The organism is Citrobacter sp. Ce006, from assembly GCF_030336535.1.
GTDB classification, from domain to species: domain Bacteria; phylum Pseudomonadota; class Gammaproteobacteria; order Enterobacterales; family Enterobacteriaceae; genus Citrobacter; species Citrobacter europaeus.
Window position 1 is genome coordinate 1 of sequence record NZ_JAOWDO010000069.1, and the last position, 16019, is coordinate 16019.

Sequence of the window (16019 nt, forward strand, 5' to 3'; positions counted from 1 at the left end):
CTCTATAAAATCCCGCCTCATATGGTGCAGATGCTGGCGAAAGCCACGAATAACAACATTGAGCACCAGGGGCTGCAGTTTGTGATGTACACGCTGTTGGCCTGGCTGAAGCGTCATGAAGGCGCATTAATGCGCGATCTGCTTTTACCCAGCGAGCGCGGTGATCTGTACATTGAATTCAATGTTTCTGGCCTGCTGCGCGGGGATCAGAAGTCACGCTATGAATCTTATGCACTAGGCCGCCAGTGGGGCTGGTTATCGGTTAACGACATTCGCCGCATGGAGAACCTTCCACCCATCGCCGGAGGGGACAAATACCTGACGCCTCTGAATATGGTCGACAGTAAACAAATCTTACCTGGCGATAACACGCCAACAGCAAAACAACTGGCAGAAATCAACTCTATTCTGTCCAGAAACTGAATATCACCCGCAGCGCGGGCTGACCTGGTAAACATCATGACAAAAAATTTAATTAATCTGCCGCACCTGGCGGCTATGGTCTTTGGTGTTCCGCATTACGTGACACGACAGACAATGGATTCTGTAAAAGCTGTGCTGGTTCCCCGTATTCAGGGATTATCAGAAGAGGCTGGAATTCACATGACGCAGGATCCTGATAACAATCAGGCGCCAGATTTGGTTCAACCAGCTGGTGGAATGGCAGTTATTCCTGTTCACGGCATTCTGGTTCCGCGTCGTGGGCAAATTACTGCAATGTGTTCTGAACTTACCAGCTATGAGCGCATACGTAGCCAGGTGCATGCTGCATTAAATGACCCTTCCATCAGTGAAATTGTGCTGGATATAAATTCTGGTGGTGGTGCGGCGGTTGGATGCAAGGAACTGGCTGATTATATTTTCCAGTCACGTCAAACTAAGCCTATTACTGCAATTGTGAACTACAGCGCCTATTCTGCGGCTTACTTTATCGCTTCGGCCTGCAGCAAAATTGTAGTCAGCCAGACCAGTGGAGTCGGCTCGATTGGAGTGATCATGGAACACCTGGATACTTCCAGGATGGAAGAGCAAATGGGGTTAACATTCACCACGATTTTTCGGGGAGATAACAAAAATAACGGTACACAACATGAGCCGCTGAGTGAAGACGCTCGGGGAATGTTCCAGAGGATGATTGACGATATGTACGAGACGTTTATTACCTCTGTAGCGGAATACCGGAATCTTGCCCCTCAGACGGTGATTAACACGCAGGCCGGAATCTATTTCGGCGCTGATGCCATTTCTGCTGGTCTTGCTGATGAAGTTTCGGATCCTCAGTCTGCGATTAATGCCATTGCAGCAAAGTACAAACAACCTCAACAAACCACTTCTATAAAGTTGCAGGCCGCCGCGATGGACCTGCAAACCAGAATGTGACCCGGCGCTAACGCGTCATTACCAGAAAGCAGCCTGTTGGCTGCTTTTTTTATACCAAAAAGAGAGAAAACTATGCCACAGATTGAAGAATTACGTCGTCAGCGTGCGGGTATTAATGAGCAGGTACAGGCCCTGGCCACGATTGAAACTACCGGTGGAACGCTGACAGCGGAGCAGTTAACCGAATTTGCCAGCCTGCAGCAGCAGTTCACGGATATCAGTGCCAGAATTGAGCGTCTGGAAGCGGCTGAACGTGCTGCAGCACTTGTTGCCAAACCGGTTAAAGGTACACAGCAGGCCCCTGGTATCAGCGTTAAAGCAGAGCCAAAGCAATATACCGGCGCAGGCATGACCCGTCTGGTAATGTCGATTGCGGCAGCACAGGGTAACGTCCAGGACGCTGCAACATTTGCAACTGAAGAACTGAATGACCCGTCTGTCTCGATGGCCATCAATACTGCCGCCGCGTCAGGTGGCGTTCTTATTCCGCAAAACCTGCACAGCGAGGTGATCGAACTGCTGCGCGATCGCACCATCGTTCGTAAGCTGGGCGCGCGCTCCATTCCGCTGCCGAATGGCAATATGGCGCTGCCGCGTCTGGCCGGTGGTGCGACGGCGAGCTACACCGGGGAAGGCAAGGATGCGAAAACATCAGAAGCGCGCTTCGATGATGTGAAACTCACTGCGAAAACCATGATTGCAATGGTGCCAATCTCCAACCAGCTGATTGGTCGTGCCGGCTACAACGTGGAGCAACTGGTCCTGCAGGATATTCTGACCGCGATTTCTGTTCGCGAAGATAAAGCCTTTATGCGCGATGACGGTACCGGTGATACGCCTGTCGGTATGAAAGCGCGGGCAACTGAGTGGAACCGCCTGCTGCCGTGGGAAGCTGCTGCAGAGGTTAATCTGCAGACGATTGATACCTATCTCGACAATATTATCCTGATGGCGATGGACGGGAACAGCAACATGATCAGCTGCGGCTGGGGCATGTCGAACCGTACCTACATGAAACTGTTCGGTCTGCGCGACGGTAACGGTAACAAGGTCTACCCGGAAATGGCCCAGGGGATGTTGAAGGGATTTCAGATTCAGCGTACCAGCGCTATCCCGGCAAACCTCGGTGACGCAGGCAAAGAGTCGGAAATTTACTTCGCTGACTTTAATGATGTGGTTATCGGTGAAGACGGCAACATGAAGGTGTCGTTCTCGCAGGAAGCCTCCTATCAGGACGGGGACGGAAATCTGGTTTCCGCGTTCTCCCGTAACCAGTCGTTGATCCGCGTGGTGACGGAGCACGATATCGGCTTCCGTCATCCGGAAGGTCTTGTACTCGGGACAAAAGTGCTGTTTTAACCGGTCCTGCACTCTGTGCGACCACGGTCGCACAGAATAAAAGCACGTAATCCCCCAGGCCCGCAGTAGCGGGTTTTTTCTTTTCAGGAGCAAAACGATGACAACGAAATCAGCAAAAGCAGCGGCAGCGGCGGCTGCAGCCGGTGATGTGAAAAAGCCGGATGAACTGACGCCGGAAAATTCAGTGGACGGGGATGACGGTCAGAATACTGCAGCGGGTTCAGATAATGCCGGTGTTGAACTGACCGGAAGTGAAACAAACGGGACTACGGGCCTGACGGGAGCAGAAGTGGCGCGGAAAGCGGTTTTTTTCCTGGGACCCTATCATCGTTATTCACGCGGTGATACGGCCTGTTTTGATGCTGAGTACGCAGAGAAACTGGTTGAACGCCATATTGCGGTATGGCCAGAAGATGCGGAAAAGGCGCTGAGTCCCCGCAAGGGAGCCGATGACCATGATACTGACATTGGATGATGTGAAAATCCAGCTCCGTCTGGAGCCGGATTTCACAGAGCATGACGGCATGCTCACTAAAATGGTGGCGGCGGCGCAAAAGAGTATTGAACGTGACTACTACTGCAAACTGGTGGGAAGCGATGACGAACTGCAGGCGCTGCCGGAAGGTGTACGCGGTTTTGTGGCGGATGAAGATATCCAGCGGGCCATGCAGATGATGGTCGCTCAGTGGTATCTCAACCCGACAGGCGCCGGCGAGGGTACGCCGTCAGAGCTTGGCGTCTCTTACCTGCTGTTTCCGCTGATGGAGCACACCGTATGAGCCAGAAACCACTGCAACCCGGCGAGCTGAATTGCCGGTTGTCGTTCAGCTATATCGTCATCGGCGAAGGCCCGCTGGGTGAGCCACTTCCGGAACAGGAGGTGCAGGCGGGGAAAGCCTGGGCGAAAAAGGAGCTGATTTCAGGCCGGAAAATCCGGACGCTGGACCAGCAGCAGGTTGTCGAAACCTGTGAATTTACCCTATATCCGCGTGATGTGGATATCGACTGGAAGGTAGCCACAAAGAACCGGGTTTATACTGTTCGCAACGTTGACCGACTTCCGGACCGCATGATCATTACGGGGGAGGCTGACGGGCGCCATGATCGAGCTGGCAATTAAACCTGCGCTTGAGCGTATAACGGGCCTAAAAGCGTACCCGCTGCTGCTGCCTGATAGCGTACAGGAAGGGGTGACGTTTCAGCGAATTTCCGACCCGCAGGTCGGCGATGGTCTGGTGCGTACGGGGCTTTGTGATGTAAGGGTGCAGGTCAATTTGTACATCGTTGACGACTACACCCATATGCTGGCGCTGGATAAGGCGTTATGGGACGAGTGGAAAACGCTGGTACAGGGTGAGCTTGAAAGCTACCCGGTCCAGTATGTCGAACGCGATGGCATCCAGCAGGACAAAGTCACCCTGACCAGTGGGCGCGTACAGTACCGCCTCATCCGCGATTTTACGTTTACCGTTCCTGAGTAATCCCTATGGAGATGGAAATAAAATTCCCAACCGGGAAGGATTTCGATCGGCTTCTGGAAACTATCGATAATAAAGTGGGTGTAAAGCTGTTACGCGATGCCGGGCGTGAAGCGATGAAAATCGTTCAGATGGACATGATTAGCAACGCCGGTTTCGATGGAGAGAGCATCGGGCCACATATGCGCGACAGCATCAAAATCCGCAGCACGAACGTCGCAGAAACCTCCCGCTATAACACGATCGTCACGCTGCGTGTCGGTCCCAGCAAAATCCATCACATGAAAGCTCTGGCGCAAGAATTCGGCACCGTAAAACAAGTGGCTAAGCCGTTTATTCGCCCGGCGATGGATTACAACGTTCAAAAAATCCTGCAGGTGCTGGCAACTGAAATCCGCATCGGGCTGGAAGGTCAATAATCGGAGATGAAAATGGCTGACGAAAATATCAAATCCCCCTCGGAGTATGCTTCTCTTCCGGCGGGTACCCGCGTTTCTTACGGCGCTGTCGGCGCCACGATCACTACCGCAAAGCTGTTGCAGTCGGCAACCTCCATCGGGGCCACCGGCAACAAAGGGACGTTTATCGACGTTACCCGCCTGATTGACACCGAGCCGAAGTACATGGCTGATATGGGCGAAGGTGAAGACAAAACGCTGGTCTTTATCGATGACCCGGATGATGCAGCACAGCAGGCGCTGCTGGCCTCTGCTGACGCGAAAGAAACGGTCGTGTTCTTCATGCAGTTCCCGAACCGTCGCCTGGCAGAGATTCAGCTTGTTCTGGCCGGCTGGAGCATGCAGACCGTCGATTCACCGAAAGGCAAGGTGCTGCAGCTGGAGATTTATGGCAAGCAGAACAAACTGAAATGGACGGTGACCCCCGCCGAACCAGACCAGCGCGTAATCCTTTAGCCATTGCCAGCCACTTCCTTCATTTATCATCAGGATCATCATCATGAACTATAAATCGCTGACCACCCCGCTTAATACCACTATTGAAAAAACGCTGCTTGGCCAGAAGGTGTTTATCCGCCGCCTGACTAATACCGAGCTGGATAATTATACCGATGCAGTCGACGCGGCCCAGAAGGAAGGGAAGTCCTCTCGGCAGCTCTCAGTGATGGGGGTGAATTTATTCCTGCAGGCGCTGGTAAACGAAGACGGTACCCGCCCAGCGAAAAAGGATCTGCCGACAGCGGAAGAGCTGCTCGATGCGCATGCATCGGCAGACCTGCTGGAAGCTGTCACCCTAGTGCAGCGCCACTCTTACGGCACGCTTGAGGAAGCGGAAAAAAACTAACCACCTCGCCCCAGCTCAGACTGCTGTTCATGCTGGCAGACCGTTGGGGCGAGCCTGACCCGCGCAAACTTGGTGACCTGCCGGCGCATATTCTCACCTATTGGGAGGCATATTTTAACCTCCTGAAGACTGAAGTTGCTGGCGAGGCACCGCCACCATCACCGCAGCCTGCTGTTGCACCGTCTGAGGGCGTTCAGCAGTTCGCTGATTGTCTGAGGATCTTAGGAAATGGCTGCTGATGTTGCATCGTTGGCTGTTGCGCTTCACCTTAATTCGGCCAGCTTCAAATCGCAGTTTGCTGATGCGATGCGGTCGGCTGACAGTGGCGCGCAACAGTTCAACAGAAAGGCGCAGGCGGATGCCAAAAATACCCGCCAGTCATACGAGGGAATCAGCAAAGGGATCACCGGTCTCGATGCTGACTTCAATAAACTTGGTCGTACGGTTGATAAACGTCTGACCGGGCTGGATGAGATGCGCGGCCTGCTGGCCAGCATCTCTGCCGGTAGTAACGTTGCCTGCAGCTCGATCGCCAACGCCCTGGTGACTTCTCTCAGTGAAGGGATGAGCACCGCGCTTTCAAACAGCATGAATGGCCTGAAAAGCCAGCGACAGGCCCAGATTGAGTTTACCGAGGCTCAGGTCGATGCCGCGCGAGGCGTCATCGAGAACGCCAGGAGCCTCCGCGAAGAGGCCATCGCGAAGCAGAACGCCGCGGTTAAAACGATCGAAGCGGCAAAAGCCGACCGTGAGCGAGCGTTCGCGCTTGATGAGTATTACGCGAAGCAGGCCCAGGTGAACAAGCAGTACGGGCTGACTGTTGATTATCAGGAAGAGCACGTTAAAAATTCCCGAACGATTAACGAAGCCAACCTGGCTGAAGCTAAAGGGAAAGGCAGTCTGGCCGAGGCAACCAAGGCGGTGCTGGCGGCTGATATTGCTGAATCTAACGGCAAGCTGCAGCTGGCCACATCGACCCGAAATCTGGCGGTTGTCAGCCAGGAACTTTCGCTCGGCCAGCGTGCTGCTGCGGCCAGTGCCGGGTTATTGCGTGGTGCGCTGGCGATGGTTGGTGGTCCTGTCGGCTTTGCCGTGATGGCGGTTGCCGGCGTCGGTACCGCGATTTATACCGCGTTCTCGCGCAGCCAGGCGGAGATCGACGGATTCAACAAGGCGTTGCAGAAGTCCGGGCAGCAGTCCGTGATGAACGTGATGTACCTGCAGAACCTGGTTTCCCGCCTGGGCGACACCGCTGGCGCGGTTAAGTCGGTCACTGCCGCCGTCGGTGCCGGGTTCGGCGGCGTTATTCTGGATTAGGTGGCGGGGCTTGGCACCCGTATGGAAGAAATTGGCCAGAGTTCTGATGACCTGGTAACGCTGCTTTCCAGTCTCAGCGGCGACCCGCTGAACGCGCTGCAAAAGCTGACCGATCAGGGAATTTTGCTGAACAGCAGCATGGTCGATCAGATTGTTACCCTGAACCGCCAGGGGAAAACGACTGAAGCTACCGCGCTGCTGCAGCAGGCGGCCATGGATGACGTTTCCCAGAAACTCAAAGAGCAGGAAAGCCAGGTCGGCGTGCTGGAAGGCGCATGGAAGTCCCTGAAAGGGTTCGTTGCTGATGCTTTTAAGACCATGGGCGATGCGCATATGGCGACCGCCCAGGCGCTGGCCGCCGGTGCCAATGTCGATCTGACTCCAACCGAAGACCCCGCTATCAAGCAGCGCGAGGAAGCGGAAAAACTCTACCAGCAAAGGAAGAAAGAGCGCGAAGAACTGACAAAGCGCCTGAAGGATGAAAATACCCTCTCCGGCCTGATGAAAGCGGGCGTTTCGCGTGAGAAAGAGCGCGCTGATGCTATTGCGCTGGTCAACGCGAATTATACGAAAGGGACGGCTGAGTACACGCAGGCGATGGCTGGCGTGAACAAGATGTACGCCGAGCAGAAAAAATCGCGTGAGAAAGCCTATTCCGATGATGCCGCCACGCGTCGCCTGCAGGAGCTGAAACAGGAAGAGACGGTACTGCGTACGCAGAACGATCAGACGGAAGAACTGACAAACAGCGAGCGTAAGCTGCTGCAGTTCAATCAGGAAGTCGCCGATCTGAAAGAGAAGCGTATCCTGACCGCTGGCCAGCGCAGTCTGCTGGCGCAGGAAACAGAGCTTCGCAACCAGTTGCAGATCAACGCCAGCCTGGACCGCGCCAACGCGCAGCGGAAAATCGGCCTGCAGATGCAGGAGAAAAACCAGGAACTTTACCGCTCAACAATCCAGTTGCAGCAGGAGTACAGCAACCGGGTCGCGCAGATGACGATGAGTTCAACCGCGTATGACCAGATGGTTGCCGAACAGCAGGTTCGTGTTCGGTTTATGAAAGAGCGCGAAGAGTTGGATAAACAGCAGGATGACAAGACTTCTGCGCTTTATAAAAAACAGTCTTCCATCTTGGATGAGGAAGAGAAGAAGCAGCTTGAGATCGTTCGTACAGGCGCTCTGAAGAAAAAAGAAGTGGAAGGGTCATGGATTGACGGCATGAAAAATGGCCTGCAGGAGTGGCGAGAGGACGCCGAAAACCAGTTTGCCATGACGCGGGATATTGCGATCAATGCCATGGATGGCATGGGTAATGCGCTGTGGAATTTTGCCTCGAAAGGGAAGGGTGATTTTAAGTCATTTGCGGTATCGGTCATCAACGATATCGGTCAGATGATTACCAAAATGCTGGTCATGAACGCGGTGAAAGCGGGTTCAACAGCGATGGGGATCGGGAGTTGGTTTGGATTTGCTGATGGGGGGTATACCGGTGATGGCGGTAAGCATGATGTTGCCGGCGTCGTGCATAAAGGGGAATGGGTTGTTCCTCAGAACGTCGTGCAAAAACCCGGCATGCTGAACTTCCTGAACCAGCTAACCTATGGCTGCGGGTATGCCGACGGTGGTTTAGTTGGTGGTAGCGTTGCCCGTCCTTCCAGTAATGAAGATGCCGGTAGCGATAATCGAAACATCCGCGTTACGGTCAACATCCCGCTGCAGGTGATTAAGCAGGGCGCTGCAGCAACCCAACAATCAAAAGATCAGGGTAAAACGAGTGATGAGGCTCTAAGCCTCGAGGCTCTATCCCAGATTAAGCAGGTCTGCTACAGCGTGCTGGACCTTGAGTTATCGAATAACGGCATGATCCTGAACGCAATCAAGGGGGCGTGATAATGGCGCTGGAAACATTCAACTGGTCACCGAGGAATGGTCCCGTCGGGGACATTCAATTTCGTACCCGGTCAGCGCAATATGGTGACGGTTACGAGCAGGTTACTGGCGATGGTATTAACTCCGAAACGCAGTCATGGCCACTGACGTTCGTCGGGCTGAATGACGATATTCGCCCTATTCTGAAGTTTGTCAGAGAGCATGGCGAAACGCGCGCGTTTAAGTGGGTTAACCCCCTGGGTGAGCTTGGGCTATATCGCGCCACCCAGATAAAACCCACTGTGATCGATTTTGCTCGTATGTCTCTCGCTGTTACATTTGTGACGGCATATAGAGCCGAGGACTCATAGAGGGATACATGAAACTGAAATTATGCGGGGCCATTATCAGTTGCCTTGCGATGGTTGCAGCATCTGGAGCTGCGGCACGCGAGCTATCGCCAAAAGAGAAGGGCGTGATTGAGCAGGCAGCAAAGCAGCAGCTTAAAGATCCGGATAGTGCCAAATTTTACTGGCAGGATTACAAGGGCGGAGATATTTATTGCGCCCACGTTAATGCCAAAAATTCATATGGTGGATTTGCAGGTAAGGCGTTGTTGCTGGTAGGCGTTAAAACTGACGATAAGGGAAATATCACGTCAGCTAGCGTATCAATTCGAAGTGACAATATGATGGACAAAATCTGCACGGACATTGGATATCAGGTTTAACCCCACCACACCCCACACAAACCCCGCTCTGCGGGGTTTTTTGTTATTGGGACCATGGTCCCAATCAGGAGAAACCCATGGGTATCGCAGCTGATGATCAGAAATTAGAACCCGGCAGCAAAATTGAACTGTACGAGGTGGACGGCACCGCGTTCGGGACCGAGGTGCTCTACTTCCACAACCACGCCATCCCGTATACCGCAGAAGAAATTCTTGCCGCCGGAGATGATGCCAGCCTGCTGCCTGGTAAGCCTATTTTCTGGCAGGGCGTACGCTACGATGCGTGGCCGTGCCGGATTGAGGACATGGAATCGAACGGCGACGGCTCGCCGGCTGCGCCGAAATTATCGGTGGCCAACCTGGTCGGCTCGATCTCTTCGCTGTGCGGCATGTTCCAGGACATGAAACAGGCCAGGGTTACGGTTCACCGTACTTACGCACATTATCTCGATGCGGAAAACTTTCCCGACGGAAACCCCGGCGCCGACCCGACCGCTGACAGCATTGAAGTTTGGTACATCGACAGTAAGTCGGCGGAGAACGACACCACCGTCCAGTTCAAATTATCTTCCCCTGTTGATGTGACCGGCCAGAGGCTACCCGCGCGCCAGATGTTGAGTCGTTGCGCCTGGTGCCTGCAGGGGCAATACCGCGGCTCCGATTGCGGCTATACCGGTACAAATTACTTCGATAAATTCGGCAACCGGGTTGATAACCCGGCGCAGGACGAATGCCCCGGTACCGTTGCCGGCTGCAAGTTGCGCTGGGGCGACAATTCAGAGCTGCCGTTCGGCGGCTACCCGGCCATTGCATTGATAAGGATGTAGCCATGCTGAGTCAGAGACTGATTACCGCCATCCAGAAACACGCCGCGGAGGTTTACCCGCAGGAGTGCTGCGGGCTAATTATCCGCGCGCCGCGGCAGCGCCGGTACATCCTCTGCGAAAATACCCACGACCAGCCCACTGATTTTTTCCGGATCAGTGCTGAAGCCTGGGCTGATGCTGAGGACGCCGGCGAAGTGCTTGCGGTGGTGCATTCACATCCGGATGCAGGTCCGCATGCGTCTGCAGAAGACCTGAAGCAGTGCCACGAAAGCGGTCTGCCGTGGGTCATTATGTCGTGGCCATCCGGAGAGCATACCGTCACCACGCCAGCTGATACGCCGCCGCTGCTGAAGCGACCGTTTATCCATGGCAGTTGGGATTGCTACGGGCTTATCCGCGACTGGTATAAGCATGAACGCGGCATCGAGCTGCCCGACTTTGAGCGAACCGATAACTGGTGGACACGCGGAGAGAATCTCTACGTTCGGCACTATGCCGAGGCGGGGTTTTACTCGCACGCCGGCGAGCTGCAGCCGGGCGATATCATCCTGATGCAGTACAAGGCCGATGAAATTAACCATGCCGGCATTTACCTGGGGGACGGAAAGATGTTCCACCACATGTATGGCCGGCTAAGTGAAGTTGTTCCGTACGGCGGCATGTGGCGCGACCGTACGCTGTTGACGCTGAGGTATAGAGATGGGCAGTGAATCCCTTAATACCGTTGAAAAAGTCGTCCTGGTGCGCCTGTATGGCAAGCTGGGCACGTTATTCGGGCGAGAGCATCGATTATCTGTCTCATCCGTGCGTGAAGCGATACGTGCGCTCTGCATCATGATCCCCGGTTTTGAGTTGTGGCTTGAAACCAGCCAGGAGCGGGGGATCACCTACGCCATCTTTAACGGTGAACGGAATATCCATGAAAAGGATCTGCAGCTGGATGGGGTACATGAAGTCATCCGCATTGCGCCGGTGATTATCGGCAGCAAGAAAAATGGGGCGTTCCAGACTATTTTTGGTGCCGTATTAGTTGCGGTCGGATTCGTGCTCAGTTTCACACCGTACGCAGCGGCATCACCGTTTCTCTACAAAATGGGTGCGGCAATGATGCTGGGTGGCGTTGCGCAGATGCTCGTTCCAGCAGGGACGCAGGGTATGACGAACGAATCAAAAGATACCCGAAAAAGTTACTCATTCGGTGCACCGACAAATCAGGTTGCCGCGGGAAGCGGTGTTCCGATTCTTTACGGCATCCGTGAAATCGGCGGCGTTCTGATTAGTGGAGGCATATACGCGGAAGACCAGAACTAAAAGACCTTTATCCAATTAACCCGCTTCGGCGGGATTTTTTTTGCCCGGAGTTAGCAATGGAAATTACAGGCGCAAAAGGTGGTGGCGGTAGCGGTAGCAGCGATAAAGGCGAGAACCGCGGTACCGAGATCGCTTCAGTTGCTTACATGAAGATATTACTGGCGCTGACCGAGAGCGAAGCCGCCGGCGGATTCTCAGGCCAGGATATTTATCTCGATGGCACACCGCTGCTGGATAGTTCCGGGAACGCAAACTTCCCTGGAGTTACCTGGGAATGGCGTAGCGGGACTGTCGACCAGCCATATATTTCCGGCTTTCCTGCTGTTGAAAATGAAGTAGCTGTTTCTACGGAGCTGAAATACGGGACGCCGTGGGTTAAGTCGATTAATAACACGCAGCTCTCAGCCGTTCGTCTGCGCGTGAAGTTCCCGAATGGCCTGTATGAACTGCGAGACTCAGGTGGGAAGAGCGGTTATACCGTTGAGTTTGCCATTGATATCTCAATTGATGGCAGTTCCTATGTCGAATACGGGCGGGATACCGCAAGTGGTATTGCTAATAATGGCTATGAGCGTAGCTATCGAATTGAGCTGCCACCGGCACAGACTGGATGGCAAATTCGTGTAAGACGCCTTACACCAAACGTCAATGATGCACGGCACGCCGATACATCCCGGATCGAATCAATAACCGATATTGTTGATGCCAAGTTGCGGTATCCCCACACCTCGCTGCTGTTCGTCCAGTTCGATTCTCAGTTGTTCGATGGTCGTACGCCGACAGTAACAATAAAAATGAAGGGGATCATTGTTCGCGTTCCATCGAACTATGACCCGATCAACCGGACGTATAGCGGTACGTGGGACGGGACGTTTAAATGGGCCTGGACAAACAACCCGGCCTGGATTTTTTACGACATCGTGACGAATTCACGGTACGGTCTGGGCCGCCGCATAACGACAAACCTCGTGGATAAGTGGACGCTCTATCAGATAGCTCAGTACTGCGATGCAAAGGTTTCTGATGGCGCAGGAGGCACAGAGGCACGTCATCTTTGCGACCTGTACATCTCACAGAGAACCGACGCCTGGACGGTCCTGATGGATTTGGCGGCGATTTTCCGGGGGATGATCAGCTGGTCGAATAACCTGCTTTCGCTCGATGCTGATATGCCGCGCGAGATGGACCCGGATTTCGTTTTCAACAAATCAAATATTGTCGGCTCGTTCAACTTCTCCAGCTCATCAGAGCGTACCAACTATTCTGCGGCGATAGTGACTTACAGCAACCCGGCCAACGGCTACAACGATGATCAGGCCAGCGTTCACGTACCCGAAGTCTCTTCGCGATTTGGTTTCAATACGATGGAAATGACAGCCGTCGGCTGCACGCGAGAGAGTGAGGCGCAGCGCCGCGGATTGTGGGGCATCGAGACAAACCGCGATGATAATGCGGTGGAGTTCAAAACAGGCATGGAAGGCCGTATTCCGAGGGTCGGCAAAGTGATCGGCGTGAATAACGCACCACTGGCCGGACGGGCGAACGGTGGTCGTGTAGCTGCAGCGACAGGTACAAAAATCACGCTGGACAGAAACACCGTTGCCGTTCCCGGTAATCGGCTGATCATCAACCTGCCGACGGGAAAGGCCGAAGGACGAACGATTAAGTCAGTATCTGGCCGCGCGGTTACTGTGGAATCTGCATACAGCGTATTACCGAACGCTGAGTCGGCGTGGATAATTGACCAGCAGGATCTGGCCATCCAGTTATTCAGGGTCCGCCGTGTGGCCATCGGGAGTGATGACCTGGTGACAATATCCGGGTTGCCCTATAACCCGAACAAATTCGCGAAAATTGATGATGGTGCGATTGTTGAAGACCGTCCTGTGACCGTGGTCCCACCAGGTAGCCAGGCTTTACCAAGGAACATTGAAATCACCAGCGAGTACCGAATTGTTCAGGGGATAGGTATTAACACGCTGGTCGCAACATGGGACCCGGTGGTAAACGGCATCGCCTATGAGGTGCAATGGCGCCAGAATAGCGGCGACTGGATTAATGCAGGCAGGACAGGAAATACCAGAATTGAGGTCGACGGTATTTATGCTGGCCGTTATGTCGTCCGCGTTCGGGCCATCAATGCGATGGATGTAGCCTCGGTATGGGCAGTATCAAAGGAAGTCCAGTTGGATGGCAAAATCGGGAAACCGCCCGTTCCTGTCAATTTGAGAACAACCCCTATGCTATGGGGAATTCGTATTGATTGGTCTATTCCAGCCGGCGCTGAAGATTCACTGTTTACCGAGCTTCAGTACGCGCAGGAACGCGACGGCAATACGGCGTTGTTGCTGAGTAATGTTCCTTACCCGCAGTCCACATATTCACAGATGGGGCTTCGTGCCGGGCAGGAGTTCTGGTATCGAGCACGCCTTATCGACAAAACAGGCAACCGCTCTGACTGGACTGACTGGGAGAGAGGGCTTTCCAATGATAATACGGATGAGTATCTGGATAGTATTGGTACCGGTTTTCTTACATCCGCTGACGGTGACCGCCTGACAAGCGATATTGATACCAACCTCGAAGCCGCATTGCAGAATGCGCTGGCCAACCATGCAACCGCGGAACACCAGTGGGCGCAGTACGGCGAGGTACGAGCGGATATTCTGGTAATTAAAACGACGGTCGCCAGTGTGGATAAGGCGATGGCTGAGCTGTCCACTCAGGTGCAGGCGCAGATTAAAGATGTAACCGCCTCGCTTGAGGACAAGCTCACAGCCACCGTTGATGCTTCTGGAGCGACGGCCATTCACACCCTGAAAGCCGGAGTGCGCATCAACGGTATTTTTTACAGTGCCGGGATATCAATTGCGGTGCTGGCGGAAGCGGGTAAGCCGGTGGTCACCCGAGTCGGATTTAACGCCAATCAGTTCGTCCTGATGAGTGGCAGCGGCGATACACAATATTCTCCGTTTGCTTCTGTTAATGGTCAGGTGTTTATCAGTTCTGGCTTCATCCAGGATGGCACTATTATCAATACAAAAATTGGTAATTACATTCAGTCTAACACCTGGGATGGTACCGGTAATGTTGGTTGGCATATCAACAAATCAGGCTATGCGACATTCAATGATGTCACTGTCCGTGGTTCAATTTATGCCAACAACGGTAATTTTGCATTTAACGGCACCAATAACACTGTCGTCATCAACGGAAATGGGCTGACTGTTAATTTGTCTGGTGGGGGACGGGTTGTCGTCGGGAGGTGGTCATAATGCCGGAAGGTATTCTGATTGATTACAACGATGGCCGTCCGGTGATGGCAATTACTGCGGGGCTTCGCGCCCCCAGTTTTTGTACATCGTTCTCGGGCTGGTCATCCCAGTTTATGCAGTACCCGGTCAATACACCACTTGTTCCTGGCTCACAGGCTATCGTGGTGCCAACCAATCCCATATACATCTATTCCTTTGCAGAATTCGACGTGGCCATAATGACGGGTGTCACCCGAAACGGTGATTCCGGGGTCATCATCGGGGCTGAGACAATCGGTGGAAAAAGCATTGTCCCTGACTGGTCAGGTTACGTTATGGAGCTGCTGCCTGCGGCGACGTATAACGAAGGTTTACTGGTTTCAAACTCGACTGACTTCACCGCTATATCCAATCAGGCTGCGCTGATGACCTGCGCTTATTCCGGGCGCATTACAGTTAGCGGCAGCGCTGCGCTTCCGGTCAGCGGTATTCCTTTCGGCAAATGGGATAACCCGAATGTGTCGGTGGGGTTTGATGGCACCAGTATCATCGTTCGCGATATTTCCTACACAGGGCGGGACGACGTGGCCGGAACGGCGACGATAGACCTGGTGATATTCAACCAGACAGCACCAGTCGGCGGAGACGGTATTACGATGACCAACGCGGCAGGTCAGGTCACGTTCTCCACGCTGAAACGCCCCTTTGTGTATGACCGACAAATCCAGATCACCGATGCTTTCCAGAATATTGGCGGCGGGTTCTGCCAGATAGTTTATACCGGCGTGCAGGTCCGTATGGATGGTGGTTACGGAAATATACGGACGAAGGGGGTCGTGATGTCCGGTGGTAATGTCAGGTCAGCCTACAACAAAGTTTTTGCTAACCACAACTCCGGTTCATGGGATATGAGCCGAAACAGAAATATCACCATGCCCATTCTCATTATTCCGAACATGTACTGAGGAAACCCCATGTCAGCAGGAACCTTAACCCTTAACAATAACTCAGCCTCGGTTGCCGGAACTGACACCACTTTCACCACTGAGTTAGCTGCAGGTGATTTTATTGTGGTTGTCGTGGGTGGTGTGCCTTTCACACTTCCCGTACTGGAAGTTAACAGCAATACACGGCTGACGCTGGTCAGTAATTACACCGGGCCGCGAGCGACAGGAGCCGCCTGGTCTGCCGT

Annotated in this window: 19 protein-coding genes and 1 pseudogene; all 20 read left to right on the forward strand. The window is 53.6% G+C overall.

Going from position 1 to position 16019, the window contains the following annotated elements; translation table 11 throughout:
• Positions 1–423 (forward strand): phage portal protein (locus OGV94_RS12480; protein WP_286523155.1); only part of this gene is annotated, 423 nt, incomplete at its 5' end.
• Between the two features lie 36 nt (positions 424–459).
• On the forward strand, positions 460–1380 hold the full coding sequence (locus tag OGV94_RS12485; RefSeq protein ID WP_286523153.1) for a S49 family peptidase: 921 nt from the start codon (positions 460–462) through the stop codon (positions 1378–1380).
• 72 nt (positions 1381–1452) lie between these two features.
• Positions 1453–2739, forward strand: a complete 1287-nt coding sequence (locus OGV94_RS12490; protein WP_286523151.1) for a phage major capsid protein — start codon at positions 1453–1455, stop codon at positions 2737–2739.
• 97 nt (positions 2740–2836) lie between these two features.
• Positions 2837–3214, forward strand: a complete 378-nt coding sequence (locus OGV94_RS12495) for a hypothetical protein (protein WP_286523148.1) — start codon at positions 2837–2839, stop codon at positions 3212–3214.
• On the forward strand, positions 3195–3518 hold the full coding sequence (locus OGV94_RS12500) for a head-tail connector protein (protein ID WP_286523479.1): 324 nt from the start codon (positions 3195–3197) through the stop codon (positions 3516–3518). Before OGV94_RS12495 ends, OGV94_RS12500 begins: the two co-directional genes overlap by 20 nt.
• Positions 3515–3859, forward strand: coding sequence for a phage head completion protein (locus tag OGV94_RS12505; RefSeq protein ID WP_172862982.1), 345 nt, complete (start codon positions 3515–3517; stop codon positions 3857–3859). Before OGV94_RS12500 ends, OGV94_RS12505 begins: the two co-directional genes overlap by 4 nt.
• Positions 3840–4220, forward strand: a complete 381-nt coding sequence (locus OGV94_RS12510; RefSeq protein WP_172862983.1) for a hypothetical protein — start codon at positions 3840–3842, stop codon at positions 4218–4220. Before OGV94_RS12505 ends, OGV94_RS12510 begins: the two co-directional genes overlap by 20 nt.
• A 5-nt stretch (positions 4221–4225) precedes the next feature.
• Positions 4226–4636: an HK97-gp10 family putative phage morphogenesis protein gene (locus OGV94_RS12515; protein WP_434795743.1), complete on the forward strand. Its 411-nt coding sequence runs from the start codon at positions 4226–4228 to the stop codon at positions 4634–4636.
• Positions 4637–4648: 12 nt separating this feature from the next.
• A complete protein-coding gene (locus OGV94_RS12520; RefSeq protein WP_286523485.1) occupies positions 4649–5131 on the forward strand; it encodes a phage tail protein in 483 nt (160 codons plus the stop codon).
• A gap of 43 nt (positions 5132–5174) precedes the next feature.
• Entirely contained in the window at positions 5175–5519 is a 345-nt protein-coding gene (locus tag OGV94_RS12525; RefSeq protein WP_286523487.1) for a phage tail protein, read from the forward strand.
• Between the two features lie 228 nt (positions 5520–5747).
• The gene (locus tag OGV94_RS12530; protein ID WP_286523489.1) at positions 5748–6836 is read left to right on the forward strand and encodes a hypothetical protein; all 1089 of its coding nucleotides are present in this window, start codon (positions 5748–5750) and stop codon (positions 6834–6836) included.
• 21 nt (positions 6837–6857) lie between these two features.
• A complete protein-coding gene (locus OGV94_RS12535; protein WP_286523490.1) occupies positions 6858–8726 on the forward strand; it encodes a phage tail tape measure protein in 1869 nt (622 codons plus the stop codon).
• Between the two features lie 2 nt (positions 8727–8728).
• Positions 8729–9076, forward strand: coding sequence for a phage tail protein (locus OGV94_RS12540; protein WP_172862987.1), 348 nt, complete (start codon positions 8729–8731; stop codon positions 9074–9076).
• A gap of 8 nt (positions 9077–9084) precedes the next feature.
• Complete coding sequence (locus OGV94_RS12545; protein WP_172862988.1) at positions 9085–9435, forward strand: hypothetical protein; 351 nt, start codon at positions 9085–9087, stop codon at positions 9433–9435.
• A gap of 77 nt (positions 9436–9512) precedes the next feature.
• Complete coding sequence (locus OGV94_RS12550; RefSeq protein ID WP_286523492.1) at positions 9513–10262, forward strand: phage minor tail protein L; 750 nt, start codon at positions 9513–9515, stop codon at positions 10260–10262.
• Positions 10263–10264: 2 nt separating this feature from the next.
• Positions 10265–10972: a C40 family peptidase gene (locus tag OGV94_RS12555; RefSeq protein WP_172862990.1), complete on the forward strand. Its 708-nt coding sequence runs from the start codon at positions 10265–10267 to the stop codon at positions 10970–10972.
• The gene (locus tag OGV94_RS12560; RefSeq protein WP_172862991.1) at positions 10962–11573 is read left to right on the forward strand and encodes a tail assembly protein; all 612 of its coding nucleotides are present in this window, start codon (positions 10962–10964) and stop codon (positions 11571–11573) included. The genes OGV94_RS12555 and OGV94_RS12560 overlap by 11 nt, the downstream gene beginning before the upstream one ends.
• A gap of 56 nt (positions 11574–11629) precedes the next feature.
• Complete coding sequence (locus OGV94_RS12565; RefSeq protein ID WP_286523495.1) at positions 11630–14848, forward strand: TipJ family phage tail tip protein; 3219 nt, start codon at positions 11630–11632, stop codon at positions 14846–14848.
• Positions 14848–15792 (forward strand): DUF6453 family protein, encoded by a 945-nt coding sequence (locus tag OGV94_RS12570; RefSeq protein ID WP_286522448.1) that lies wholly within the window; start codon positions 14848–14850, stop codon positions 15790–15792. The genes OGV94_RS12565 and OGV94_RS12570 overlap by 1 nt, the downstream gene beginning before the upstream one ends.
• A gap of 9 nt (positions 15793–15801) precedes the next feature.
• Positions 15802–16019, forward strand: a pseudogene (locus tag OGV94_RS12575) (tail fiber domain-containing protein); the annotation flags it as partial.